The sequence below is a fragment of the Pseudomonas sp. CFBP13508 genome, from assembly GCF_005233515.1.
GTDB classification, from domain to species: Bacteria; Pseudomonadota; Gammaproteobacteria; order Pseudomonadales; family Pseudomonadaceae; genus Aquipseudomonas; species Aquipseudomonas mercuritolerans.
In genome coordinates this window covers 178,067-203,341 of record NZ_QFZZ01000002.1, presented here as the reverse complement: position 1 = coordinate 203,341, position 25,275 = coordinate 178,067, and the positions used below count along the sequence as shown (strand labels likewise).

The 25,275-nt window shown below is 60.2% G+C and carries 23 protein-coding genes and 4 tRNA genes; 19 read left to right on the top strand and 8 right to left on the bottom strand.

What is annotated here, in order from left to right; all coding sequences use genetic code 11:
- The first annotated feature begins 95 nt into the window (after positions 1 to 95).
- Positions 96 to 2,063: a methyl-accepting chemotaxis protein gene (locus PspCFBP13508_RS05440; RefSeq protein WP_137213903.1), complete on the top strand. Its 1,968-nt coding sequence runs from the start codon at positions 96 to 98 to the stop codon at positions 2,061 to 2,063.
- Between the two features lie 255 nt (positions 2,064 to 2,318).
- Here the strand turns inward: PspCFBP13508_RS05440 and PspCFBP13508_RS05435 are convergent, their stop codons facing one another.
- Complete coding sequence (locus PspCFBP13508_RS05435) at positions 2,319 to 3,077, bottom strand: hypothetical protein (protein WP_178083664.1); 759 nt, start codon at positions 3,075 to 3,077, stop codon at positions 2,319 to 2,321.
- Positions 3,078 to 3,460: 383 nt separating this feature from the next.
- On the opposite strand from PspCFBP13508_RS05435, the gene PspCFBP13508_RS05430 reads away from it, so the two are divergent.
- From PspCFBP13508_RS05430 to PspCFBP13508_RS05410, 5 genes are all read left to right on the top strand, one after another.
- Positions 3,461 to 3,536: transfer RNA gene (locus PspCFBP13508_RS05430), tRNA-Glu, on the top strand.
- Positions 3,537 to 3,538: 2 nt separating this feature from the next.
- A tRNA-Gly gene (locus tag PspCFBP13508_RS05425) sits at positions 3,539 to 3,614 on the top strand.
- A gap of 104 nt (positions 3,615 to 3,718) precedes the next feature.
- Positions 3,719 to 3,794: transfer RNA gene (locus PspCFBP13508_RS05420), tRNA-Glu, on the top strand.
- Positions 3,795 to 3,797: 3 nt separating this feature from the next.
- Positions 3,798 to 3,873 (top strand) — tRNA-Gly (locus PspCFBP13508_RS05415).
- Positions 3,874 to 4,077: 204 nt separating this feature from the next.
- The gene (locus PspCFBP13508_RS05410) at positions 4,078 to 5,439 is read left to right on the top strand and encodes an MATE family efflux transporter (RefSeq protein ID WP_137213902.1); all 1,362 of its coding nucleotides are present in this window, start codon (positions 4,078 to 4,080) and stop codon (positions 5,437 to 5,439) included.
- Between the two features lie 61 nt (positions 5,440 to 5,500).
- Here PspCFBP13508_RS05410 and PspCFBP13508_RS05405 read toward each other — a convergent pair whose 3' ends face one another.
- The 4 genes from PspCFBP13508_RS05405 to PspCFBP13508_RS05390 form a co-directional block, all read right to left on the bottom strand.
- The gene (locus PspCFBP13508_RS05405; RefSeq protein ID WP_137213901.1) at positions 5,501 to 7,240 is read right to left on the bottom strand and encodes a dipeptidase; all 1,740 of its coding nucleotides are present in this window, start codon (positions 7,238 to 7,240) and stop codon (positions 5,501 to 5,503) included.
- Positions 7,241 to 7,427: 187 nt separating this feature from the next.
- Positions 7,428 to 8,066, bottom strand: a complete 639-nt coding sequence (locus PspCFBP13508_RS05400; RefSeq protein WP_016773667.1) for a LysE family translocator — start codon at positions 8,064 to 8,066, stop codon at positions 7,428 to 7,430.
- Position 8,067: 1 nt separating this feature from the next.
- Positions 8,068 to 8,838, bottom strand: coding sequence for a 2OG-Fe(II) oxygenase (locus PspCFBP13508_RS05395; protein WP_122700212.1), 771 nt, complete (start codon positions 8,836 to 8,838; stop codon positions 8,068 to 8,070).
- A 90-nt stretch (positions 8,839 to 8,928) separates the two neighbouring features.
- Positions 8,929 to 9,555 carry an alanyl-tRNA editing protein gene (locus PspCFBP13508_RS05390; protein ID WP_130911834.1) on the bottom strand — a complete coding sequence of 209 codons (627 nt, stop codon included), beginning with the start codon at positions 9,553 to 9,555 and terminating at the stop codon, positions 8,929 to 8,931.
- An 89-nt stretch (positions 9,556 to 9,644) separates the two neighbouring features.
- Here PspCFBP13508_RS05390 and PspCFBP13508_RS05385 point away from each other — a divergent pair, with 89 nt between their 5' ends.
- Positions 9,645 to 10,643, top strand: coding sequence for a LysR family transcriptional regulator (locus PspCFBP13508_RS05385; RefSeq protein ID WP_071173234.1), 999 nt, complete (start codon positions 9,645 to 9,647; stop codon positions 10,641 to 10,643).
- A 628-nt stretch (positions 10,644 to 11,271) separates the two neighbouring features.
- Here the strand turns inward: PspCFBP13508_RS05385 and PspCFBP13508_RS05380 are convergent.
- Entirely contained in the window at positions 11,272 to 11,679 is a 408-nt protein-coding gene (locus PspCFBP13508_RS05380; RefSeq protein WP_039760212.1) for a PA2817 family protein, read from the bottom strand.
- A 73-nt stretch (positions 11,680 to 11,752) separates the two neighbouring features.
- Positions 11,753 to 14,200, bottom strand: a complete 2,448-nt coding sequence (locus tag PspCFBP13508_RS05375; RefSeq protein WP_137213900.1) for an acyl-CoA dehydrogenase — start codon at positions 14,198 to 14,200, stop codon at positions 11,753 to 11,755.
- A gap of 247 nt (positions 14,201 to 14,447) precedes the next feature.
- Between PspCFBP13508_RS05375 and PspCFBP13508_RS05370 the strand changes: the two genes are divergently transcribed.
- The 4 genes from PspCFBP13508_RS05370 to PspCFBP13508_RS05355 all read left to right on the top strand — a co-directional run bounded on the left by PspCFBP13508_RS05370 (position 14,448) and on the right by PspCFBP13508_RS05355 (position 17,616).
- Entirely contained in the window at positions 14,448 to 15,107 is a 660-nt protein-coding gene (locus tag PspCFBP13508_RS05370; protein WP_071173232.1) for a transglutaminase family protein, read from the top strand.
- A 43-nt stretch (positions 15,108 to 15,150) separates the two neighbouring features.
- Positions 15,151 to 15,774, top strand: a complete 624-nt coding sequence (locus PspCFBP13508_RS05365) for a glutathione S-transferase (RefSeq protein WP_016771011.1) — start codon at positions 15,151 to 15,153, stop codon at positions 15,772 to 15,774.
- A gap of 133 nt (positions 15,775 to 15,907) precedes the next feature.
- Positions 15,908 to 16,840 (top strand): ABC transporter ATP-binding protein, encoded by a 933-nt coding sequence (locus PspCFBP13508_RS05360; RefSeq protein WP_137213899.1) that lies wholly within the window; start codon positions 15,908 to 15,910, stop codon positions 16,838 to 16,840.
- Entirely contained in the window at positions 16,837 to 17,616 is a 780-nt protein-coding gene (locus PspCFBP13508_RS05355; RefSeq protein WP_056788203.1) for an ABC transporter permease, read from the top strand. The genes PspCFBP13508_RS05360 and PspCFBP13508_RS05355 overlap by 4 nt, the downstream gene beginning before the upstream one ends.
- A gap of 138 nt (positions 17,617 to 17,754) precedes the next feature.
- On the opposite strand, the gene PspCFBP13508_RS05350 is transcribed toward PspCFBP13508_RS05355, so the two are convergent.
- Positions 17,755 to 18,273 (bottom strand): DUF2062 domain-containing protein, encoded by a 519-nt coding sequence (locus PspCFBP13508_RS05350; RefSeq protein WP_016770668.1) that lies wholly within the window; start codon positions 18,271 to 18,273, stop codon positions 17,755 to 17,757.
- A gap of 136 nt (positions 18,274 to 18,409) precedes the next feature.
- Between PspCFBP13508_RS05350 and PspCFBP13508_RS05345 the strand changes: the two genes are divergently transcribed.
- The 8 genes from PspCFBP13508_RS05345 (at position 18,410) to murB (ending at position 25,266) form a co-directional block, all read left to right on the top strand.
- Positions 18,410 to 20,644: a DNA internalization-related competence protein ComEC/Rec2 gene (locus PspCFBP13508_RS05345; RefSeq protein WP_137213898.1), complete on the top strand. Its 2,235-nt coding sequence runs from the start codon at positions 18,410 to 18,412 to the stop codon at positions 20,642 to 20,644.
- A 101-nt stretch (positions 20,645 to 20,745) separates the two neighbouring features.
- Positions 20,746 to 21,381 carry a MotA/TolQ/ExbB proton channel family protein gene (locus PspCFBP13508_RS05340; protein WP_016771007.1) on the top strand — a complete coding sequence of 212 codons (636 nt, stop codon included), beginning with the start codon at positions 20,746 to 20,748 and terminating at the stop codon, positions 21,379 to 21,381.
- Positions 21,378 to 21,806 carry a biopolymer transporter ExbD gene (locus PspCFBP13508_RS05335; protein ID WP_041479458.1) on the top strand — a complete coding sequence of 143 codons (429 nt, stop codon included), beginning with the start codon at positions 21,378 to 21,380 and terminating at the stop codon, positions 21,804 to 21,806. The genes PspCFBP13508_RS05340 and PspCFBP13508_RS05335 overlap by 4 nt, the downstream gene beginning before the upstream one ends.
- The gene (lpxK, locus tag PspCFBP13508_RS05330; protein ID WP_137213897.1) at positions 21,806 to 22,816 is read left to right on the top strand and encodes a tetraacyldisaccharide 4'-kinase; all 1,011 of its coding nucleotides are present in this window, start codon (positions 21,806 to 21,808) and stop codon (positions 22,814 to 22,816) included. Before PspCFBP13508_RS05335 ends, lpxK begins: the two co-directional genes overlap by 1 nt.
- A gap of 23 nt (positions 22,817 to 22,839) precedes the next feature.
- A complete protein-coding gene (locus PspCFBP13508_RS05325) occupies positions 22,840 to 23,025 on the top strand; it encodes a Trm112 family protein (RefSeq protein ID WP_003179363.1) in 186 nt (61 codons plus the stop codon).
- On the top strand, positions 23,022 to 23,786 hold the full coding sequence (gene kdsB, locus PspCFBP13508_RS05320) for a 3-deoxy-manno-octulosonate cytidylyltransferase (protein ID WP_071173223.1): 765 nt from the start codon (positions 23,022 to 23,024) through the stop codon (positions 23,784 to 23,786). Before PspCFBP13508_RS05325 ends, kdsB begins: the two co-directional genes overlap by 4 nt.
- Positions 23,786 to 24,250, top strand: a complete 465-nt coding sequence (locus PspCFBP13508_RS05315; RefSeq protein WP_125917273.1) for a low molecular weight protein-tyrosine-phosphatase — start codon at positions 23,786 to 23,788, stop codon at positions 24,248 to 24,250. The genes kdsB and PspCFBP13508_RS05315 overlap by 1 nt, the downstream gene beginning before the upstream one ends.
- Entirely contained in the window at positions 24,247 to 25,266 is a 1,020-nt protein-coding gene (murB, locus tag PspCFBP13508_RS05310; RefSeq protein WP_137213896.1) for a UDP-N-acetylmuramate dehydrogenase, read from the top strand. The genes PspCFBP13508_RS05315 and murB overlap by 4 nt, the downstream gene beginning before the upstream one ends.
- Positions 25,267 to 25,275: the final 9 nt, after the last annotated feature.

The following is a 25,275-nucleotide window of genomic DNA, read 5'->3' as shown; positions in this document are numbered from 1 at the left end:
GTAGCTTTTTGCCATTATTCCGACGCCAGAGTCTTGTGCTGGTTCGAGCCCGTTGCGAATCTTCGTTCACAGACTTTGGCAGGGGACTACGCGCAATGATTTCGGCCGTGCAAGGACGTTTTGCCAACCTCGGTATGGCGAAAAAACTGGGTATCGGATTCGTGCTGGTCTTGCTGCTGACTGCACTGGTCGCGGCGATCGGCGTCTGGTCGCTGCAAACCATCAGTCTGCGTTTCGACGGCTTGAAGCAGATGTCCGCGCTCAACAGCGGCCTGCTCAAGGTGCGCCTGCTCGAGCAGGAGTACGCGCTGCGCGGCAATCCGAAGACCGCCGATGCCTTGCGCGAAGGCGTCGATGGGCTGATTGTTCTTGCCGGCGAGCTCAAGGCACATTCCCCGGCCAATGTGCCGGTGATGAGCGATGTCGAGCAAGCCCTGGGCGCGTATCGCAAGGCCTTCGATGAGTTCGTCTCGCTGAGCCAGGCCAAGGACCTTGCGCTGGAGATGGCCAGTTGGTCGGTGTCCAGCGTGGCCAATAACCTCGACGTGTTGCAGAGCGGGCTGGCCGATGATGGCGCTTATACGTTGAAAGACACCGAGGGCAAGGACGGCGCCCAGTTCATCGAACAGGCGAATCAGGTCAGTCAGGTCTCGCGACTTATGCTGCAGGCGATGAACGAAGCGCGGGTGCGGCTGGACCAAAGCCGCAAGGGCGATTCCGACAATGCCGGGCAAGGCAACATCGAGCAGGCCGCGCAAGCGCAGGAGCAGGCCGAGGCGTTGAAAAGCACGGTCAAGGATGAGGGCTATCTGACTGTGCTCAATGAAGTCTCGGGGCATATCGCCGGATTCAACGAGAAACTGGCGGAGTACACCGGTTTGCTGGCGCAAGAGAAAACGGTTTATGACCAATTGCATCAGCGTGCTGCGCAGGTGGTGGACCGGGTCAATCAAGCCTATGTCGCCGAAGACGCATCGATGCAGACGGAGCTGAAAAAGAACACCGTATTGATCATTGGTTCTTCGGCGCTGGCCTTGTTGGTCGGATTGCTCGCTGCATGGGTGATCACGCGTCTGATCGTGGCACCGTTGCGCAGTGTGATTCGTGTGGCGCAGCAGATTGCTGCGGGTGATCTCACGGCAAAGGTCGAGGTGACACGCCGTGATGAAATGGGCCAGCTGATGTTGGCGATGCAGCAGATGGCTGCCGGTCTCGGCACGATTGTCAGCGGCTTGCAGTCGGGGATCGAGCGCTTGGCCGGTTCCGCGCAAGCACTGTCGGCGGTGACCGAGCAGACCAATCTGGAGGTCAACAGCCAGAAGGAGGAAACCGAGCAGGTCGCCACGGCCATGAACCAGATGACCGCCACCGTGCATGACGTTGCGCGCAATGCCGAAGAGGCGGCGCTGGCGGCGCAGACGGCGGATGACAAGGTCGAGAGCGGACAGCAGGTGGTGCGCCAAAGCATGGCGCGGATCGAGCAGTTGGCGGATTCAGCGACCTCGGCCAGTTCCAGCATCGAGAGCCTCAGCGCCGAGATTCAGAATATCGGCACGGTGCTGGAGGTGATCAAGAGCGTGGCCGAGCAGACCAATCTGTTGGCGCTGAACGCGGCGATCGAAGCGGCGCGGGCCGGCGAGCAGGGCAGGGGATTTGCCGTGGTGGCCGATGAAGTCCGCGCACTTGCGCGGCGTACGCAACAGTCAACCGAGGAGATCGAACGCTTGGTGAGTGCCTTGCGGGCGGCGGCGCAGTCGTCGGTGCAGCAGATCCGCAGCAGTGGTGAACTGGTGAAGCTGGCGGTCAGTGATGCGTTGCAGACCGAAAGTGCGCTGGGGAGTATTGCGGCGGCGGTGTCGATGATTCAGCAGATGAATCAGCAGATCGCGGCGGCGGCGGAGGAGCAGAGTTCGGTGGCGGAGGAGATCAATCGCAGTGTCACGCAGATTCGTGCGAGTGCGGATCACTCTTCCGTGGCCATGCGCGGGAATGCGGCTTCGAGTGTTGAGCTGGCGCAGTTGGGGGGGGAGTTACGCTCGATGGTTGGGCATTTTCGGCTTTGAGCCTTGGCGACCTTTGGGCCGGCCAGGCTCTCGGCTTCGCCGCGTGGGGATGGCCCGGGTTTGCTTTTGCTGTTCTGTGGGAGCTGACTTGCCAGCGAAGGCGGCCTGACAGCCGACCGATTTTTACCTGAGAACACTGCTTCCCAATGTGGGAGTGAGCCTGCTCGCGAAAGCGGTCTTCAATTCACATTCTCTTCCAAGTCGCCCACAAAAAAGCCACCAATAACGGTGGCTTTTCTCCCCAGCATTCGCGACTCAGTCGTAAATCACTTTCTTCTTCCAGTCGGCATCCGCTTCGGCATCTTTCAAGCCGGCGGTCAGTTGGTTTTCTTCACCTTCCACCGGGGCGATCTTGTCCATGACCTGGGCGTTGGCTCGGGCGAGGAGTTTTTCCAGATATTGCAGTTGCTCGGCATACATCTGCGGATCCTGCTGTTTGCGCAGATATTGCACGCCGCGTTCGAAGGCGAGGCGGGCCTGGCCGGGTTGGTTTTGTTGCAGGGACTGTTGGCCGAGGTTGTTGAAGAATTCGATGTGCAGCAGCACGAGGATATGGCGCACTTCGCGAATCCATTGTTTGGCTTCGTTCGGAGGCAGGAAACCGTCGTGGGCGGCGCGGGTGATCTGGCCGTGCAGGGCTTCGAGGAGGAAGCGCACGTCTTTGGCCTTGGCTTCGGTCAGGATCGGCGCGGGCGGGTTGTTCACCGGGATCGATTCGCCCTGGGCAACGAGGGCGCTGAGTTCGGTGATCCGGGCCTTGGTGGTTGCGCTGGTCTTTTCCAGATTGAGCAGGCGCTGGCAGACGTTGAGTTCCAGGCGGGTCAGCAGCAGTTTCAGCGCCGGGGTCATGAACTGGCCAGGGAAGGTTTCGGTCAGTTCGCCGCATCGGCGCAGGCGGTCGTTGAGTTCGACTTTGGTGCGGGCCTTCTCCAGTTTGTTGTTTTCCACCACATGGTTCATGTAGCCAATGGCGATCAGAATTGCGATCCCGGCTACGACTAGCAGGGTGATCATGAGTGGTGTCACCGGTAAGACCTCTTTATAGGGTTCGCATGCGAGTGTAGTGGCTGGGCATTTACGCGCCTAGCGCCGCTCGACGGGTTTGATCGGCTGCTGCAATCTGTATCGGCCGCCGGCTGTATAGATGAATGCTGGCGCTTGATGTGCAGATTGCCATCACTGTGCGGTGACTATAACGTCTTGGCGAGTGGCGGAATATAGGCGTCAGGTTTCGGACGACGGAAAAGCCCTACGCGGCCCGTAATCCAGGTCGAAGTCATTGATTTAAATAAATTTATATCAGGGGGTTGACGACCCCTCAATCCATCCATAGAATGCGCGCCACTTGCAGCGTAAAGCACACAGCGAAACGCGGCAGGGAGTGAATGTTGTAGTGTGTCCCCTTCGTCTAGTGGCCTAGGACACCGCCCTTTCACGGCGGTAACAGGGGTTCGAGTCCCCTAGGGGACGCCAATGCGGGAATAGCTCAGTTGGTAGAGCACGACCTTGCCAAGGTCGGGGTCGCGAGTTCGAGTCTCGTTTCCCGCTCCAATTTTAAACAGCAGTGCTTTCGGGCGGTGCTGAGTGAAACCAGAACCAAGTCTTCGGATGCGGATCTGGACACCGAAACACACACCATGTGTTCCGGGTAGCGTGTCCCCTTCGTCTAGTGGCCTAGGACACCGCCCTTTCACGGCGGTAACAGGGGTTCGAGTCCCCTAGGGGACGCCATTTGCGGGAATAGCTCAGTTGGTAGAGCACGACCTTGCCAAGGTCGGGGTCGCGAGTTCGAGTCTCGTTTCCCGCTCCAATTTCATAAAAACGCCGATCAGTGATGATCGGCGTTTTTGTTTGTGCGCGTTTTGTACCTGCCGCGCTCTGTTACAACTTTCCTACAGCGATCCCGTGAAACTCGGAAGCAGCCGACAGCCAGCGCATGGGCAATTCTGAGATAACGACGCCGTTCCTGGCTATGACGCCAGCATCGGCCAGTCGATTCTGAGGATCTCATTCAATGTTTCAAAAAACTGCCACTGTTGATGCTTTGCGAGAAATACGGGCCACCGCCTGGCTGGCGTTGCCGTTGGTCATCGGGCATGTCAGTGCCGGGCTTATCGCCTTCGTTGATAACCTGATCGCCGGCAACCATGGCACCGATACCCTGGCGGCGGTGACTTTGGGCACTGCCTTGTTGTGGCTGCCGATGCTGGTGCCGATCGGTACGCTGATTGCGCTGACCGCTTCGGTCGCACGTTTGCACGGCGCGGATCGAATAAGCGAGATCGGTCCGGTGTTCCGCCAGGCACTCTGGTTGGCGCTGTTCATGGGGGGCGTGATGTTCGCTTTTCTCAGCCTCGCGCCGGCATTACTGGCGCCGGCAGGAATTGCGCCGCAAATGATTCCCGGCGCACGAGACTTTTTGCACGCCGTGCGATGGGGCAGTCCGGCGCTGACGCTGTTTTTCTGCATGCGTTATCTGTGCGAAGGAATGCACTGGATGCGCCCGACCATGATTCTAAGTTTTGGTGGGTTGCTGTTGCTGGCGCCAATGGGTTACGTGCTGACCAACGGCAAGCTTGGGTTTCCGGAACTGGGTGCTCAAGGCCTGGGCATTGCCTCGGCATCGTTGATGTGGCTGCAGGCGCTGCTGTTCGCCTGTTACCTGTGGCGCGGCAAACGGTTGGCGCATTTGCAGCTGTTTTCCCGGTTTGATCTGCCGTGTCGCGCTGGCATCCTCGATTTGCTGAAGGTCGGAATGCCAATCGGTATTGCGATTCTGACCCAGGGCAGTCTTTTCATCGTTACCTCGTTACTCATCGGCCGACTCGGTTCGACCTTTCTCGCGGCGCATCAGATCGCAGTCAATCTCGCGCAGCTGTGTTTCATGATTCCGGTCGCCGTCGCCGAGGCGACAACCGTGCGGGTCGGTCACGCGCTGGGCCGAGGCGACTTCAGGGCGGTGCGGCGGGCGGCGTATGCGGGTTGTGTCATCGTTGTTGTCGCCCAGAGTTTTTCGATGTTGGCCATGCTTTTGGGCAATCAGATGATTGCCGGCTGGTACAGCTCGGATCTCGCGGTCACCGCGCTGGCCTCGACGCTGCTCCTCTACGCTGCGGCTTTGCAGTTCCCAGATGGCATGCAGATGCTCGCGGCGGGAGCGTTGCGCGGTTTGCAGGACACGCGAATCCCCATGTGGCTGGCGATTTTCTGTTACTGGGGAATAGGTCTACCGTTGGGATGCCTGATGGCATTTGGTATGGGCTGGGGGCCGCAAGGGATATGGGCAGGGCTCATCACTGCGTTAACGTTGGCGACGGTGTTGATGGGATGGCGCTTCGTCCACCGCAGCCGGGAAGCGACCACGGTCACGCAATGAACGAAAAGGCCCGAGGGTGCATACCCTCGGGCCTTTCTTTACCACCGGGTTGAACCGATATTCAAAGCTTCGGCAACTGCCCGACACGCCCCATCATTTCCGTGACGATCTGCAGATCCAGCAGGAACTGGTCGACGGTTTTGAATTCGCCATCGGTGTGGCCGGTGTATTTGGCCTCAGGTCGCGCCAGGCCGAATTGCACGCCGTTCGGCAATTCGTGAACCGAAGTCGCGCCAGCGGAAGTACCAAATTGCGACTTCATGCCGAGGTTTTCGCTGGCTACGGCAAGCAGCGCCTTGACCCACTCACCCTCGGGGTTGCGATACATCGGTTCAGCCACTGAATAGTCGAAGGCTACCGCGACGTCAGTCTTTTTGCTCCAGGCGTCGAGTTTTTCTGCGATCTCGGCCTTGAGCTTTTCCGGAGACTTGCCCTTCGGTACGCGCAGATTCACCGCCAGCTTGAAGGTTTTGTCATCCTCACCGACGTAGGTCAGCGAGGTGGTCAGTGGTCCCATGAACGAATCAGAGAAGCCAACGCCAAGTTTTTTGCCCAGATAATCCAGGCCCCAGTTGTCATCGGCATAGCGCGCCGCGTCGGTGAACTGGTTGTGCTTGAGCGCGATTTGGCCGTTCAGGCTGTTGAGGAAACTCAACATGCGCGCGACCGGGTTGACGCCGGACTCAGGCTCGGAGGAGTGCGCAGAAACGCCGGTAACGGTCAGTTTGACGTCCTTGCCATCAACCTTCGCCGCGACTTCGAAGTCGCTGCCGTTGGCCTTGGCATAAGCGTCGCCGGCTTTTTGCAGACTGGCGGCGAGCTCGGCTGGCTTGTCGGTTACCAGTGTGACCACCGAAGCCGATGGGATCTGGTTGGTCGCTTTGCCGCCAGTCATCGAAACGATTTCCGCGCCGGTGCCTTCAGCTTTGCGTTTGGCAAAGTTGGCCATGACGGTGCCGTAACCTTTTTCGGCGATCACCACCGGATAACCGCCGTCCAGCGCCATGTTGTAGTTCGGCGTCGGGTTGCGTTCGAAGTAATAAGGAATGGCGTCGCCGCTGGTTTCTTCGGTGGTGTCGACCAGCAACTTGAAGTTGCGCGCCAGGGGCAGTTTCTCGTCCTTGATCACTTTCATGGCATACAGCGCTACGACGATCGCGTTCTTGTCGTCTTCAGTGCCTCGGCCGTACATGCGATCACCGATCAGCGTGACTTTGAACGGGTCGAGTTTGGTGCCGTCCTTCAGCACCCAGTTTTCCGGCGTCACCGGCACCACATCGGCGTGCGCGTGAATACCGACGACTTCGTCGCCTTTGCCTTCCAGAGAAATTTCGTAGACACGGTTATCGACATTGCGGAATTTCAGACCGAAAGATTCGGCGAGTTTCTGGATCTCGCCGGCAATCTTGATGAATTCCGGGTTGTCGTGTTGCTCCACGCCGTCCTTGCGGAAGGTCGGGATCTCGACGAGTTGGCGCAGGGTTTCCAGCGCGGCCCTGCCATATTTCACGCGGGTATAAATGCCCAGCAAGCGATGAATTTCATTCTGCTGTTCGGCGTTCAGGGTCTTGTTGTCGAGAAAGGCGCTGATGGACGGGTTGAGCTTATCCGTCTTGGCCAGATCACTTTTCGCCAGGCTGCCAAGGAAGCTACGGAAGTCCGTCAGGTTCTTGCCATCGAAGGATTTCAGAATCGCTGCACTTTGCTCGGCAGTGATGTTGGCTTGTGCGGCGCTGGTAAACGCGGTGAGGCTGGCCATGACGAGCGTGGCAGCGGCCAGTTTTTTCAGGGAAAAGACCATGTAACAGGCATTCCTTTGCTAGAGATTGGGAGAATATGTCTGACGCTTGCGGCAGAAACATTTTGCAACCTACCACCATGAGCAGGTGAAGAGGGAGTCACAAACTTGATCTGTCGCACAGAAATGCAAAAGAGGCGCACAAATGAAAAAATCCCGGCAACTGATGCCGGGACTTTTTTTGTGCGAGTTACATCGACAGCATCAGGCGTCCGGCAAATAGAATGAGGATGACGCCCATGCTGCGCTCGAACCAGTGTCCAAGGCGCATGAACAGCAGGCGCACTTTGTTGCTGGAGAAAAACAGCGCGACGATCACGAACCACAGCGCGTTGACGAAGCACATCCACAAACCATAGAACGCCTGGATCTGCAGCGGTGTGCTGGCACTGATGATCGTGGTGAAGATGGCCAGGAAAAACAGCGTGGCCTTGGGGTTGGTCGCGTTGGTCAGAAAACCGGTGCTGAATGCCTTGAACAGTGACTGTTCAACCAGTGGCTCATCGGCGGTTTTTTCGCCTTCGACGCTGCTCTTGGGTTTGCTGCGGATCAGGCTGACGCCCAGATAGAGGATGTAAGCCCCACCGACCACTTTGGCCACAGTCAGCAGCCACGGCGTGGTGTGCATCAAGGCGCCGACGCCGAGCAGGGTATACAGCACGTGCACGGAGATTCCCGCGCCGATGCCCAGCGCAGTGCAGATGCCGACGAGCCGGCCGAAGCGCACGCTCTGGCGGATGGTCACGGCGAAGTCCGGACCGGGCGCCACCACGGCGAGAAAGTGGATGGTCGCCAATGCGAGAAATTCGCCCAGGTAATTGGAAAGCATGTCAGCTCCAGAAAGTCAGAGGGGAGGCATTGCCGCGATAGCCGACAAAGAACGACAGGCTCAAACGCGGATCCGCCACACCCGGGGTCACCGAGTGCATGCGCCGCGAATTGAACATGATGAAATCGCCGGGCTGCGGTCGTACTTCCAGCGCCGGCGGCCCCAGCAGCGACGGCTCGATGCCATAACTGTCGCCGCGCATTTCGTCGAATTGATCCGGGGTGATGTGGTCATTCCACATCTGCAAGGCGCCACCCTCGGTGGGCATGTTCAGGTAGACGTTGCAGGCAAATTGCGCCTCGAGGCTGCGCGCCTGAAAACTGTCCGGGGCGTCCTTGGCGAAGATGTCGTGATGGGCAAGAAAGCACACGCCGGGTTTGACCACCCGCGACAAGCCGACATACATCTTGCGTCCGTAGAGGTTTTCCAGATGCGCGCCCGCGGGCCAGGATTCGTCGAGCATGCAGCGCAACGTGTCGATCGGCGAAGAGTAGGGCGCGCAGCGCTGGCGCAGTTCGTCGATGTTGCGGGTGGCGCGTTCGAAGTAGTCCTCGATCAGCAGCGGCTGGTTTTCCGCCTCGTAAAAGGCCATGCCGATACGGCCGATACTCGGCGCGTTGATGTAGCCTTCAAAGCCCGGGGCGAGGATCTTGTCGCCGATCTCGATCGCCAGCGGCTCGGGCAGAAAGCGTTTGACGCGGATGGCGAGGACTTCTTCGTTGGCCAGTTTTTTTATGCACGTCTCATCGAGACGCTCGACGTCTAGCATCATTTGTTTTAGGTCCATCTATCGATAGTCAACGGAACCGGCGAGTGCGGTTCCCCGGCGTCGGACGCTGCGCGATGGCAACGTCCGAAATGCTCAATCCACGCTGTAGTGGACGGACAACGTGCCTTTCTTCTGCGAAAGGGACGCGATCGTGACTGTGCCCAAATCCTTCAGGCTGCGTACGTGGGTGCCACCGCAGCCATAGGCTGGCAGCTCACCGAAACTGATTTCCCGCGCGCCCTCGCGCAGTGAAGTCAGACGCGGCAGATCGTGTTCGATCCACTGCTCGATGCCGGTTTGCACGGTTGGCGCATCGACTTCTTCTGCGCCATCGCCCGGCTTGAATTGCACCCGGCCTTCGTCCGGCCAGTGGTGCGCCTTGATCGGCATCCAGCCCATGGCCTGAATGAAATGACCGATCAGGTGCCCGGCCGAGTGCATGCGTGTGTTGAAGCGGCGGCGTTCTTCATCGATGCGGATGACGGTCATGCCCAGCGGCAGCGGTCGGTCGACGAAATGCACAATGCACTCCGGCTCTTGTACCACTCGCGACACCCGGCTTTCACCGATCCAGCCGGTATCGCTAGGCTGTCCACCGCCCTGGGGGTGAAACAGGGTCGCGCGCAGCACTACGGCGAATTCGTTCTCGTGGGGTGTGCAGTCGAGGACTTCGACATTCGCCTTGAGGTCGTCACTGTGAAAAAACAGGCGAAGCGTCATATTCCATGCCCTGATCGAAGTTCTGTTTTTATTATATGAATCGTGCAATAACGTGATAATCCATTCGAACATCAAAGGACTTGTGCGTTGTGAGCATCAATCTTCCGCTGCCGCTGCTGGGTGAAATGGCGATTTTCGTCAAGGTTGTCGAGACCGGCAGCTTCTCTGAAGCGGCCCGGCAGATGGGTTCCTCACCCTCGGCGGTCAGTCGCAGTATTTCCCGATTGGAAAAGGCGTTGGCCACGCGCTTGCTGCAACGCACCACACGCAAACTGCGCTTGAGCGATGGCGGCGAAGAGGTGTTCAAGCGTTGCCAGGAAATGGTCAGTGCGGCCAGGTCGGTGATGGAAATCAGCGGCCAGTTCACCCACGAAGCCGAAGGTCTGGTACGGGTCAGCGTGCCGAAAGCGGTGGGGCGCTTTGTGATTCATCCGCACATGCCGGAGTTTCTGCGCCGCTATCCCAAGGTCGATGTCGAGTTGTTGCTGGAAGATCGTCAGGTCGATCTGATCGATGATCACGTTGATCTGGCGATACGCATCACTGATCGTCCGCCGGCGGGTCTGGTCGGGCGGCAGTTGCTGACCATCGATCATTTGCTTTGCGCCACGCCGCAATACCTGGCCGAACACGGCACGCCGACGCATCCTCACGATTTGCTCAACCACAGTTGTATTTATCTGGGCGAAACGCCGAGCGATGCACGCTGGAAATTCAAGAAGGGCAGCAAGGCGGTGACGGTCGGAGTGCGTGGGCGTTATGCCGCGAACCACACGGGCGTGCGCTTGGGGGCGGTGTTGCAGCACATCGGCATTGGCAGTCTGCCGTATTTCACGGCGCGTTATGCGCTGGAACAGAAGTTGATTGTGCAGGTGTTGCCGGACTGGACGTTTCTTGCTTCCTATCATGGCGGGTTGTGGCTGCTGCATTCGCCGACACGGTATTTGCCGCCGAAGTTGCGGGTGTTTATTGATTATCTGGTGGAGTGTTTGCAGAAGGAGCCGACGTTGGGTAGGCCCGGGAAATCTGCCAGTGGGAGCAATGCGGCTGTGGCGTATGAGCTGCCGGAGAGTGAGGGGTTGCTTTGAGGTTTTTTTGGTGGGACTTGGCGGCCTTTGGGCCGACCATGCTCTGGTGGTTTGGGTGAATATCCGTTGCTTCGGTTGTTGCTTCTGGCGGTTTCGCCCTTACGGCGAGTCACTTTTTCAGACGCCAAAAAGTAACCAAAACGCTTGCTCCTGCGTTCGGCCCTCGCAGGCTCGGGTTCCTTCGCTCCGGGACTGATCCGGGCGCAGCGGCTACGGTTTGCTTCGCTGCACCTCCTTCCGCTGTGTCTGGCTGCGCCAGACGGTCGCTGCGCTCCCACCCCCGGATCAATCCCTCCGCTCAGCCTTCCGACGTCGCCTGTGAATCAAGATCAAGAGCGGTACTCGAGCTTGCGCTCATTGTTTTGAGTGGTTAGGAGCGGGAGGTGTCTGGCTTTGGTTTTGTAGTGGATTTTCCCCTCACCCCAGCCCTCTCCCCAGGGAGAGGGAGCCGATTTTTTGGCTTTTCGAAATCTCATTCGACTCGGTAATTCAGGTCGACTTACCTCGTCCAAACAGCGCGGTCAGTCCCCTCTCCCTCCGGGAGAGGGCTAGGGTGAGGGTGTTTTTGATCTTGAAAAAAAGGCCCGCATGGAATTTCCATGCGGGCCTTTTCATTTCCGTTTGAATATCAGTGCTTGCTGTCCTGCGCAGACATGGCCAGCAGTTGTTTTTCCTGGTTCCAGTCGAACGGTTCGTCGTTCTGTTCGGCTTCGTAGCGGCGTTCTTCGAGGGCCTGGTAGAGGTCGATTTCTTCGTCGGAGAGGTAGTGCAGGCAGTCGCCGGCGAAGAACCACAGCAGGTCGCGCGGGATCAGGTGGGCGATTTGCGGGTAGCGGCTGATGACTTGGGTGAGGATGTCCTGGCCCAGGTATTGGCTTTCGATAGGGTCGATCGGCAGGGAGGCCAGCAGTTCGTCGAAGCGCTCGAGGAACAGGGCATGGCTTTCTTCGGGCACTTGTTCGGCCTCACCTACGGCGACCAGGATACTGCGCAGGTGGTCGAGCAACACGAGATGATCGGCAACGACGTTGGACACGAGATAAGTCCTCAAGAGCAAAACGGGCGCGGGAGTATAAAGCCCTCGCGCCGTTTTTTCACATAAACCGGGATCAGCGGACTTTGCCCGCTGCCTGGGTCAGTTCCTCTTTGGCGAAATCATCGACGTCGATCACCTTGCGGCGGGCCGCTTCGGCGTCGCGCAGGCTTTGCGCTTCGACGGCTTGCAGCACGCCGGCTTCCAGCGCGGCATCGATGGCATGTTCGCCGGCTGCCGGTTTGACCTGCCCGCTCTTCAGTGCGGTGTGCAGTTTTTTGTGCAGCGGTTGCGCGGCATTGAGCAGGTCACTGGCGTGTTGCAGCGCGCCCACGGCATCGTCCGCCGATTGCGGGCGGTAGCAGCCGGCGAGCAGTTCTTCCAGCGCCGGATCGCCCTTGGCGCGACCGATGACCGCAGCGACTTCAGCGCCGAGTTTGTCCGATGGGCCTTTGTGACGGCGACCAAACGGGAAGACGATGACCCGGAGCAGGCAGCCGAAGACTTTGTTCGGGAAGTTGCTCAGCAGTTCATCCAGCGCACGCTCCGACTGGCCGAGGCTTTCTTCCATGGCCCAGCGGAACAGCGGCTCCATGTACGCCGGCGAATCCAGGTCGTGATAACGCTTGAGCGCGGCGGAGGCCAGATACAGGTTGCTCAGTACATCGCCAAGGCGAGCCGACAGACGTTCGCGGCGTTTCAGTTCGCCACCCAGGAGCATCATGCTGAAGTCGGCGAGCATGGCGAATGCGGCGGCTTGACGGTTGAGCGCGCGGAAGTAGCCTTGGCTGATCCTGTCACCCGGCGCAGGTTCGAAATGACCGAGCCCGAGGTTCAGCACCAGTGTGCTGGCGGCATTACTCACGGCAAAACCGATGTGCTTGAGCAACAGGCCATCGAATTCCTTGAGTGCCTGGTCTTTATCCTGGCGACCGGCCAGGGCCATTTCCTTGAGTACGAACGGATGGCAACGGATCGCGCCCTGACCAAAGATCATCAGGTTGCGCGACAGGATGTTCGCGCCTTCGACGGTGATGAAGATCGGCGCGCCGTTCCAGCTGCGGCCGAGGTAGTTGTTCGGCCCCATGATGATTGCTTTGCCGCCGTGCACATCCATGGCGTGGCTGATGCATTCGCGGCCGCGTTCAGTGAGGTGGTATTTGAGGATCGCCGACAGCACCGAGGGTTTTTCCCCGAGATCCACCGCGTTGGCGGTGAGCATGCGGGCGGCGTCCATCATCCACGCGTTACCGCCGATGCGCGCCATGGCTTCCTGGATGCCTTCGAAAGCGGACAGCGGTACATTGAATTGCTCGCGAATCTGCGCGTACTGGCCGGTGACCAGACTGGTGAACTTGGCCGCACCGGTACCGACGGCTGGCAGCGAGATTGAACGCCCGACCGACAGGCAGTTCATCAGCATCATCCAGCCTTTGCCGAGCATTTCCTGACCACCGATGAGGTAGTCCAGCGGAATGAATACGTCCTTGCCGGAGTTCGGACCGTTCATGAACGCGGCGCCCAGCGGCAGGTGACGACGACCGATTTCCACACCTGCGGTATCGGTCGGGATCAGCGCCAGGCTGATGCCGAGGTCTTCCTCTTCACCGAGCAGGTGATCCGGGTCATAAGCCTTGAACGCCAGGCCAAGCAGGGTAGCGACCGGGCCGAGGGTGATGTAGCGCTTTTCCCAGTTCAGGCGCAGGCCGATGACTTCCTGTCCTTCCCACTGGCCTTTACAGATGATCCCGGTGTCGGGCATCGCGCCGGCGTCGGAACCGGCCAGCGGGCCGGTGAGGGCGAAGCACGGGATATCGTCGCCACGGGCCAGGCGCGGCAGGTAGTGATTACGTTGTTCATCGGTGCCGTAATGCAGCAGCAATTCGGCCGGGCCGAGGGAGTTCGGGACCATCACGGTTGAGGCGAGGTCACCGCTGCGCGTGGCCAGTTTCATTGCCACTTGCGAGTGAGCGTAGGCAGAGAAGCCTTTGCCACCGTATTCCTTGGGAATGATCAGGGCGAAAAAGCCGTGTTCCTTGATGTGCGTCCAGGCCTCGGGCGGCAGGTCCATGGACTGGCCGATCTGCCAGTCGCTGACCATCGCGCAGAGCTCTTCGGTCGGCCCGTCGATGAAGGCTTGTTCTTCTTCGCTCAGTTGCACTTTTGGATAGGACAGCAGTTTGTCCCAGTCCGGACGGCCGCTGAACAGCTCGCCGTCCCACCATACGGTGCCGGCATCGATCGCGTCGCGTTCGGTCTGCGACATCGGCGGCAGGGTTTTCTGGAACCAGTTGAACAGCGGCGCGGTGAAGTGCTTGCGGCGCAGGTCAGGCAGCAACAATGGCGCGGCGACCACCGCCAACAGGACCCATAAGACAAACAGCAGCCAGCCCGGCGCGTGACTGAAAATCCCCATGGCGACCAGATAGGCCGCCACGATGCCCAACGCGGGCAGCGGGGCGATGCGTCGATGGGCGAGATACGCCACGCCGACGATCAAAACCAGTATCCACAACAACAGCATATTCAGTCCTCCGTGAACCAAGGCAAATCGACCCTCCAGAGCTTAGACGGCATCTGCAAATAAGGGTGGTCAGAGCATGGTGATTGAAATCGTGGGAAACCCCGGATGGTTTTCGTAGGTTCGGTGGGCAACACGTGTGGGAAATCGTTCGTTGCTGCGCAGCTTTGCTTTCAGGTTTGGCCGAAACGTCGTTATCTCTGTGCTCAGGCTGTCGCTAGACTCGTGGCTCATCCAGGAGATTGCCGTCATGCACGAGTATCTGAGCCCCGGCCGCTTCATCGATAGTGACCACCCGGCAGTGGTGGAGTTCGCCGAGCAGCATCGCGGTGCCAGTAATGATCCGCGTGAGCAGGCGATCAGTCTTTATTACGCCGTGCGCGAGGCGGTGCGCTACAACCCGTACACCTTCAGCCGTGATCCGCAAACCCTGCGCGGCAGTTACGCACTCGCAGCAGGGGAGAGTTACTGCGTGCCGAAAGCCACGCTGCTTGCCGGTTGTGCGCGGCATTGCGGGATCCCGGCGCGCATCGGTCTGGCCGATGTGCGCAATCACCTGTCGACGCCACGTCTGCTCGAGTTGCTGAAAAGCGATGTGTTTGCCATGCATGGCTACACCGAGCTGTTTCTCGACGGCCGCTGGGTCAAGGCGACGCCAGCGTTCAACCAGCAATTGTGCGAGTTGTTCAACGTCGCAGCGCTGGAGTTCGATGGCATCAATGACAGCGTTTTCCATCCGTTCAACCGTGACGGCGCGCAGTTGATGGAGTATCTGCTCGATCACGGCCAATTCACCGATGTGCCGGAAACCTTCTTCTTCGAGCACCTGCAAAAGTGCTATCCGCATCTGTTCAGTGAGCAACTGCCGGTGCTGCTGGGCGATATGCAGGCCGATTTGAGTCGCACCTGATCCGGCGTATGCTGGCCGTCCACTCACTTGCAAAGAGGCGGTCATGCTGAAGATCTGGGGACGGAAAAATTCATCGAACGTCAGAAAGCCATTGTGGGCTGCTGAAGAGTTGGGCCTGGCGTACGAGGCCATCGACGCCGGCGGCGCGTTCGGTGTGGTCGACACGCCCGAGTACCGCGCGATGAACCCGAATGGCCGGGTGCCGGTGATCGAGGATGACGGTTTCGTGCTGTGGGAATCCAACGCCATCGTTCGCTATCTGCTGGCCAAACACGCCCCGGACAGCGCCTGGTATCCGGCGGATGCGCAAGCCCGCGCCACGGCGGACAAATGGATGGACTGGACCACGTCGAGTTTCGCCGGGCCGTTTCGCACGGTGTTCTGGGGTGTGCTGCGCACGCCTGCGGAGAAGCAGGACTGGAAGGCGATCAACGCCGCGATCAAGGAATGCGATGAATTGCTGAACATGGCCGACCACGCCTTGATCAGCCAGCCCTATCTTTCCGGCAATGACATCGGCATGGGCGACATTCCGCTGGGCAGCTTCATTTACGCCTGGTTCGAAATGCCCATCGAGCGCGCTCCGCAACCGCATCTGCAGGCCTGGTATGAACGTTTGAAGCAGCGTGCGGCCTATCAGAAGGCGGTCATGACCGCGTTGACTTGATAATTACTATCGACACACTTGACTGTACTTGTGCGGCGGGGGCAAGCACCATTGCGAACTTGCGCCGCGGTTGTTTCCCTCGCCGCCCGCCCTTATTTACTTCTTTCCTTCCTTCTTGGTGCGTAAATCCGATATGAGTTCCGCTCTGTCCATCCGGCAGCTAACCAAAACCTACGGCAACGGGTTCCAGGCCTTGAGTGGTATCGATCTGGACGTCGCCGAAGGTGACTTTTTCGCCTTGCTCGGCCCCAACGGCGCCGGCAAATCCACCACCATCGGCATTCTCTCGACCCTGGTCAACAAGACCAGCGGCACCGTGAATATTTTCGGCAATGACCTGGACAAGAGCCCGGCGGCGCTCAAACGCTCGATCGGCGTGGTGCCGCAGGAATTCAACTTCAACCAGTTCGAAAAGACCTTCGACATCGTCGTAACCCAGGCCGGTTACTACGGCATTCCGGCGAAAGTCGCCAAGGAACGCGCCGAGCAGTACCTGACCCAGCTCGGCCTGTGGGACAAGCGTGATGTGCCGTCGCGTTCGCTGTCCGGCGGCATGAAACGGCGTTTGATGATTGCCCGTGCGCTGGTGCATGAACCGCGTCTGCTGATCCTCGATGAGCCGACTGCGGGCGTCGATATCGAACTGCGCCGTTCGATGTGGACCTTCCTCACCGAGCTGAATCAGAAGGGCATCACCATCATCCTGACCACGCATTACCTGGAAGAGGCCGAGCAGCTGTGCCGCAACATCGGCATCATCGACCACGGCACCATCGTCGAAAACACCAGCATGAAACAGTTGCTGGGCCAGTTGCATGTGGAGACCTTTTTGCTTGACCTGAAGAACGACTTGAGCGCGGCGCCGCAATTGCTCGGCTACCCGGCCCGATTGCTCGACGGCCACACGCTGGAGGTGCAGGTCGACAAATCCATGGGCATCACGGCGTTGTTCACCCAGTTGGCGCAGCAGAACATCGAAGTGCTGAGCCTGCGTAACAAAACCAATCGCCTCGAGGAGTTGTTCGTGTCCCTGGTGGAGAAAAATCTGTCGAAGGTGGCGGTATGAGTTCCGAGTTCGGGCCCAACCTCGTCGCCCTGCAAACCATCGTCTACCGCGAGGTCAAACGCTTCATGCGGATCTGGCCGCAGACGCTGCTGCCGCCGGCGATCACCATGGTTCTGTACTTCGTGATCTTCGGCAACCTGATCGGCCGGCAGATCGGCGACATGGGTGGCTTCACTTACATGGAGTACATCGTGCCGGGGCTGATCATGATGTCGGTGATCACCAACTCCTACGGCAACGTGGTCTCGAGCTTCTTCGGCAGCAAGTTCCAGCGCTCGATCGAAGAGCTGATGGTCTCGCCGGTGTCACCGCACACGATCCTGATCGGCTTCACCATTGGTGGGGTATTGCGCGGTCTGGCGGTGGGGCTGATCGTGACGATCCTGTCGCTGTTCTTCACCCATCTGCAGGTGCATCACCTCGGCGTGACCATTCTGGTGGTAGTGCTGACCGCGACAATCTTCTCGCTGCTGGGCTTCATCAACGCGGTGTTTGCGCGCAACTTCGATGATATTTCGATCATTCCGACCTTTGTGCTGACCCCGCTGACTTACCTGGGCGGCGTGTTCTACTCGATCACTTTGCTGCCACCGTTCTGGCAGACCGTGTCGCTGGCCAACCCGGTGCTGCACATGGTCAACGCCTTCCGCTACGGCATCCTTGGTGTCTCGGATATCCGTATCGGCATCGCCATCACCTTCATGCTGGTGGCGACCGTGGTGCTGTATCTCGGCTGTGCGCGGTTGCTGGTGAGCGGGCGCGGGATGCGTACCTGATCCGACCGCGTCGCTTTCTTCGCGAGCAGGCTCGCTCCCACACTGGAATGATGTTCTCTGTGGGAGCGAGCCTGCTCGCGAAGGGGCCAGCGCAGACACAACAAAAAACGGCCTCCCATCGCGGAGGCCGTTTTGCATTCATTTCTGCCGGCTTTTCTTGCGCCTCCGCCATTGCCGCGCCACCCACCAGCGCCAGTACAGCATCACCAGAAAGTAGGCGAGGACGCCCAGCACCAGGCCGACGACCACCGAGCCCAATAAAAACGGCTGCCACAACGTCGACAGCTCACCGCTGATCCATTCCCAGGTCAGCTCGTCCGGCAGATGCCGCGCCGGCACATCCATCAGGAACGCCCCGGCCTGGTAGGTGCAGAAAAACACCGCCGGCATGGTGATCGGATTGGTCAGCCAGACCAGACTCACCGCGATCGGCATATTGCCGCGCACCATCACCGCCAATGCCGCCGCGACCAGCATCTGCGCAGGTATCGGCAGGAACGCCGCAAACAGGCCGACCGCCATCGCCCGGGCGACCGAGTGGCGGTTGAGATGCCAGAGGTTCGGGTCATGCAGCAACGTGCCGAGAAAGCGTAAGGATTTGTGTTCCCTGATGCTCGTCGGGTCGGGCATGTAACGTTTGAATAAGCGCCGGGGCATAAGGCTTCTCGGTCGGTTAAGGCGGCAAGTATGTCTGGATTCTACGAACCGCCCATTCAGACTTTGTGACAATTGTTGACGACAGTGGTGCCGCAGACCCGCTATGCCTAAGGAGGGGACTCTCAAGGACGGGCATATGCGCACAGGGATGATGGCGCTGGCAGTCGGTCTGCTGGCCCCGGTTTTTTTGCCGGCCTTGCCGCCGGTCGGCTTGTTGGTAGTGCTGCCAGTGGTGGCGCTGATGCTGCTGCCGTTTCGCAGCTATCCATTGGCATGTTTGCTGTTTGGCTTTACCTGGGCCTGCGTTGGCGCGCAGTGGGCGCTGAATGACCGCTTGCCACCGAGTCTGGACGGAGAAACCCGTTGGCTCGAAGGGCGTGTGGTCGGCTTGCCGCAGCACAGCGATGGCGTGGTGCGTTTCGAGCTGGCTGATGCCTGTTCACGCCATGAAAAACTGCCATCGCTGCTGCGCCTGGCCTGGTACGCCGGGCCGCCGGTCAATAGTGGTGAGCGTTGGCGTCTGGCGGTGAAATTGAAGCGCCCGAGTGGCTTGCTCAACCCGGACGCCTTCGATTACGAGGCCTGGCTGTTGGCGCAACGGATCGGTGCGACCGGCACGATCAAGGATGGCCAGCGCCTGGCTGAGGCCCGGTATGCATGGCGCGACGGTGTTCGCCAACGCCTGCTGGCGGTGGATGCGCAAGGACGTGAGGGCGCGCTGGCGGCGCTGGTGCTTGGTGACGGTTCAGGCCTCAGTCGCGAGGATTGGCAGGTGCTGCAAGACACCGGCACCGTGCATTTGCTGGTGATCTCCGGCCAGCACATCGGTTTGCTGGCGGCGGTGATGTATATGCTGGTCGCCGGGCTGGCGCGTTTCGGAATCTGGCCATTGCGCTGGCCATGGTTGCCGTGGGCCTGTGGTCTGGCCTTCGCGGCGGCGCTGGGTTACGGCTTGCTCGCAGGCTTCGATGTGCCAGTGCAGCGCGCCTGCGTGATGGTGGCGCTGGTGCTGCTGTGGCGCCTGCGTTTTCGCCATCTTGGTGCGTGGTGGCCGTTATTGCTGGCGTTCAATGGCGTGCTGCTGTTTGATCCACTGGCCAGTTTGCGTCCCGGCTTCTGGCTGTCCTTCGCGGCGGTGGCAGTGTTGATCTTCACTTTCGGCGGGCGGCTGGGGGCCTGGCGCTGGTGGCAGACATGGACCCGCGCGCAGTGGCTGATCGCAATCGGCTTGTGTCCGGTGTTGCTGGCGCTGAGCTTGCCGATCAGCGTCAGCGGCCCCGTCGCAAATCTGTTGGCGGTGCCGTGGGTCAGCCTCGTGGTGCTGCCGCCGGCATTGCTCGGCACGCTATTGCTGCCCGTGCCTTATGTCGGCGAAGGGCTGTTGTGGCTGGCCGGTGGTTTGATCGACTGGCTGTTTAACGGGCTGGCGCTGATTGCCGGGCAATGGCCAGCATGGATACCTGCCGCCATTCCATTTTGGGCGTTGATACTGGGCAGCCTTGGCGTGATTTTATTGTTGTTGCCCCGTGGTGTGCCGCTGCGTCCGTTGGGCTGGCCGCTGCTCTTGCTCTTGGTGTTGCCGCCCCGAGAGCGCATGGAAGAAGGGCGGGCCGATGTCTGGCAACTCGATGTCGGCCAAGGCCTGGCCATCCTCATCCGCACCCGCCATCACGCGCTTCTCTATGACGCCGGCCCACGTTTCGGCGAGTTCGATCTCGGCGAGCGAGTGGTATTGCCAGCGTTACGTAAATTCAATGTGCAAGCGCTAGACCTGATGCTGCTCAGCCACGCTGACGCCGATCACGCTGGCGGTGCTCTGGCGGTGATGCGGGGATTGAGGGTGCAGCGCGTTGTCAGCGGCGATCCGCCAAACCTGCCGCCCGAGTTGAGCGCCGAAGCCTGCGCGAGTGGCGAACAGTGGCAGTGGGACGGCGTGCAGTTCCAGCTCTGGCAATGGTCGGCAGCCGATGACAGCAACCAGCGCTCCTGTGTCTTGCAGATCGAGGCCAACGGCGAACGCCTGCTGCTCACCGGCGACATCGACATTCGCGCCGAGCGTGTTCTGCTCGACAGCCCGCTGGCCGTGCCGACGCAGTGGCTGCAATCGCCACATCACGGCAGCCGCAGTTCATCATCGATGGTCCTGCTCAAAGCCTTGCAGCCCGAAGCGGTGCTGATCTCCCGTGGCCACGGCAACTCCTTCGGTCATCCGCATCCGACCGTGCTGGCGCGCTATCGCAAACAGGGCCTGCGCATCTACGACAGCGCCGAGCACGGTGCCATTCATCTGCAACTGGGCAGCTTCAAACCGCCGTGGACGATGCATCAACAGCGGCGTTTCTGGCGCGATCCACCGGTGGCTGGCCGTTGATCGGTGCCAGCATGAGTGCCACCTCACGGTCGTCGGGGCGGCGGCTCTTAATCGTGGATCGGTATGGTAAAGTGGCGCACTTTTTCGAGGGGACTGTCACTGTGTGGGAATTGGTCAAATCCGGCGGCTGGATGATGTTGCCGATCATTCTGAGTTCCATCGCGGCCATGGCGATCGTCGCCGAGCGCCTGTGGACGCTGCGCGCCAGTCGCGTCACCCCCGAGCATCTGCTGGGTCAGGTCTGGGTCTGGATCAAGGACAAGCAGCTCAACAAGGAAAAACTCAAGGAATTGCGCGCCAACTCGCCGCTGGGGGAAATCCTCGCCGCAGGCCTGGCCAATTCCAAGCATGGTCGCGAGATCATGAAAGAGTGCATCGAAGAGGCCGCCGCGCGGGTCATTCATGAACTCGAACGCTACATCAACGCTCTAGGCACCATCGCCGCGATGGCGCCGTTGCTCGGCCTGCTCGGTACTGTGTTGGGCATGATCGATATTTTCAGTGCCTTCACCGGTTCCGGCATGACCACAAATGCTTCGGTACTGGCCGGCGGTATTTCCAAAGCGCTGATCACGACCGCAGCGGGCCTGATGGTCGGGATTCCAGCGGTGTTCTTCCACCGGTTTTTGCAGCGCCGCATCGACGAGCTGGTGGTCGGTATGGAGCAGGAAGCGATCAAACTGGTGGAAGTGGTGCAGGGCGACCGTGATGTCGATCTGGCCGAGGGCAAAGCGTGAAATTCCGTCGCAAGCCCCGGGAAACCGTAGACATCAACCTCGCGTCGCTGATCGACGTGGTGTTTATCCTGCTGCTGTTTTTCGTGGTCACTACCACTTTCACTCGGGAAACCCAGTTGCGCGTGGATCTGCCGGAAGCGGTCAGCGGCTCGCCTGCCGAAGATCAGCAGGTCAAACAGTTGGACGTCGCGATCAGTGCCGAAGGCGTGTTCTCAGTGAACAACAAGATTCTGCCGAAGAATGACCTGCCGACGCTGATGGAAGCCATGCAGAAAGAATCCAACGGCGACACCAACATGCCGCTGTCGATCAGTGCCGATGGCAAGGCCCAGCATCAATCGGTGATCACCGCCATGGATGCGGCCGGCAAGCTCGGTTTCAGCCATCTGCGCATGACCACGGTCGAGGCGGCGCCGAAATCCTGATGAGCCTGTCCGATCGCCTGCTCGCCGCGTGGTATCAGGGGCATCCGGCCCTGACGCTGCTGCGACCGCTGGAAATGCTGTATCGCCGCGTGGTGATCAACAAGCGTCAGCGCTTTCTCGACGGTGACGGAGAGATCTACCAATCGCCCGTGCCGCTGATCGTGGTCGGCAATATCACCGTTGGCGGCACGGGCAAGACGCCGATGATTCTCTGGCTGATCGAACATTGCCGACGCCGTGGACTGCGCGTCGGCGTGGTCAGTCGCGGTTACGGCGCCAAACCGCCGCAACTGCCGTGGCGCGTCGAGGCCGAGCACAGCGCCGAGATTGCCGGTGACGAGCCGCTGCTGATCGTCCAGCGCACTGGCGTGCCGCTGATGATCGACCCTGATCGCAGCGCCGCGGTCAAAGCCTTGATTGCCAGTGAGCCACTGGATCTGATTCTGTCTGACGACGGCATGCAGCATTATCGTCTGGCGCGGGATCTGGAACTGGTGCTGATCGACGCTGCACGTGGCCTGGGCAACCAGCGCTGTCTGCCGGCCGGGCCTTTGCGTGAGCCGGTCGAGCGCCTGCAAAGTGTCGATGGCGTGCTGTTCAACGGTGCCCTTGATGATCGCGACGATGGTTTCGCTTTTCGCCTGCAACCTACGGCGCTGGTCAATCTGCGCAGCGGCGAGCGTCAGTCGCTTGAGCATTTCCCGGCCGGGCAAGCGCTGCACGCGGTGGCCGGGATCGGCAATCCGCAACGTTTCTTCAATACCCTCGAAGCGCTAGACTGGCGGCCGATCGCCCATGCATTTGCCGACCACGCCGAGTACAGCGTGCAGGCGTTGAATTTCACCCCGTCATTGCCGTTGGTGATGACCGAAAAGGACGCGGTGAAGTGCCGTGCCTTTGCTGCTGCCGACTGGTGGTATCTGGCGGTCGATGCCGTGCCGTCGCCAGCCTTTGTGGCCTGGTTCGACACTCAACTGATGCGCCTGTTGCCGGATCGTCTGCTGCCTTAACTCTTTTATTTCTGGGAATGTTCATGGACACCAAACTGCTCGACATCCTCGCTTGCCCCGTGTGCAAAGGCCCGCTCAAGCTCAGCGCCGACAAGACCGAACTGATCAGCAAGGGCGCCGGCCTGGCGTACCCGATCCGCGACGGCATCCCGGTGATGCTGGAAAGCGAAGCGCGCACCCTGACCACCGACGAGCGTCTGGATAAATGACCACAGCCTTCACCGTTGTCATCCCGTCGCGATTCGCCTCGACCCGTCTGCCGGGCAAGCCGTTGCTGGATATTGCCGGCAAGCCGATGATCCAGCATGTCTGGGAACAGGCGAGCAAAAGCAGCGCGACCCGCGTCGTGGTTGCCACCGATGACGCGCGCATCGTCGAGGCGTGCAAAAGCTTTGGTGCCGAAGTGGTGCTGACCCGTGAAGATCACAACTCCGGCACCGATCGTCTGGCCGAGGTCGCGGCTAAACTGGGCCTTGCGCCTGACGCGATCGTGGTCAACGTCCAGGGCGATGAGCCGCTGATTCCGCCAAGCGTGATCGACCAGGTCGCCGCCAACCTTGCTGCCCACACCGAAGCGCGCATGGCCACGCTGGCTGAGCCGATCGAAGACGTGGAGACCCTGTTCAACCCCAACGTTGTGAAGGTTTCCAGCGATATCAACGGTCTGGCCCTGACGTTCAGTCGTGCAACCTTGCCATGGGCACGCGATGCATTTGCCAAGAGCCGCGAGCAGCTGCCGCAAGGTGTGCCCTATCGTCGCCACATCGGTATTTATGCCTATCGCGCCGGGTTCCTCCACGACTTCGTGAGCTGGGGGCCGTGCTGGCTGGAAAACACCGAATCCCTCGAACAACTGCGTGCCTTGTGGCATGGCGTGCGCATCCATGTTGCCGACGCGCTGATCGCGCCGCCGACCGGTGTCGACACCGTTGAAGACCTTGAGCGGGTTCGTCGCCTGCTGGGGGCCTGATGCGCGTTCTGTTTGTGTGCCTGGGCAACATTTGCCGTTCTCCCACCGCTGAAGGCGTGTTGCGCCACAAGTTGCGTGAAGCCGGGCTGGCGGATGTGGTCGAAGTGGCCTCCGCGGGCACCGGTGACTGGCACGTCGGCAACCCGCCGGACAAGCGCAGCCAAGCGGCGGCGAAACTGCGCGGTTATGACTTGTCGACGCAACGCGCGCAGCAGGTCAGCCGGGCCGATTTCGCCAGCTACGACCTGATTCTCGCCATGGACAACAGCAACCTGCGCAACCTCAAGGCCTTGCAGCCGTCCACCGGCAGGGCCGAGCTGGATCTGTTTTTGCGTCGTTATGCCGGGCTGCTCGATGAAGTGCCGGACCCGTATTACGACGGTGATCAGGGTTTCGAGCAGGTGCTGGATCTGATCGAAGCGGCCTGCGACCAGTTGCTGATCGAAGTGAAGGGCCGTTTATGAGTTTGCAGGTGCAACCGCAAGTATCTTTGCAGGCCTTCAATACGTTTGGCGTCGATGTGCGCGCGCAGCTGTTTGCCGAAGCCCACAGTGATGACGATGTCCGCGAAGCGCTGGCCTATGCCGCGTCCCATGACGTGCCGTTGCTGGTGATCGGCGGCGGCAGCAACTTGCTGCTGACGGCGGATATTCCGGCGTTGGTATTGCGCATGGCCACGCGCGGCATCCGCGTGCTCAGCGATGATGGCAATCGCGTGGTGATCGAAGCCGAAGCGGGCGAACCGTGGCATCCGTTCGTGCAGCACACGCTGGCCCAGGGTTTTGCCGGGCTGGAAAACCTCAGCCTGATTCCCGGCACCGTCGGCGCCGCGCCGATGCAGAACATCGGCGCCTATGGTGTCGAGATCAAGGACGTGTTTGCCGGCCTGACTGCGCTGGATCGCGAGAGCGGCGAGCTGCGGGATTTCAGCCTGGAACAGTGCAACTTCGGCTACCGCGACAGTGTGTTCAAGCAGCAGCCGGGACGTTGGCTGATCCTGCGGGTGCGCTTCAAGCTTGATCGCGCCGCGCACCTGCATCTGGAATACGGTCCGGTGCGTCAGCGCCTGAGCGAGCAGGGCATCGAGCAGCCGACGCCCAGCGACGTCAGCCGCGCCATCTGCAGCATCCGCAGCGAAAAACTGCCGGACCCGGCGGTGCTCGGCAATGCCGGCAGCTTTTTCAAGAATCCGCTGGTGCCTGCCGCTGTGGTCACGCAGATCCAAGCGCAGCACCCGGATCTGGTGGCTTACCCGCAAGCCGATGGGCAGATGAAACTGGCCGCTGGCTGGCTGATCGAACGCGCCGGCTGGAAGGGTTTTCGCGATGGCGATGCCGGCGTGCACAAGTTGCAGGCGCTGGTGCTGGTCAACTACGGCACGGCCACCGGCCTGCAACTGCTCGACCTGGCGCAACGTATCCAGAAAGACATCGCCGAACGGTTTCATGTCGAACTGGAAATGGAGCCCAATCGGTATTGAAGCAGCTGC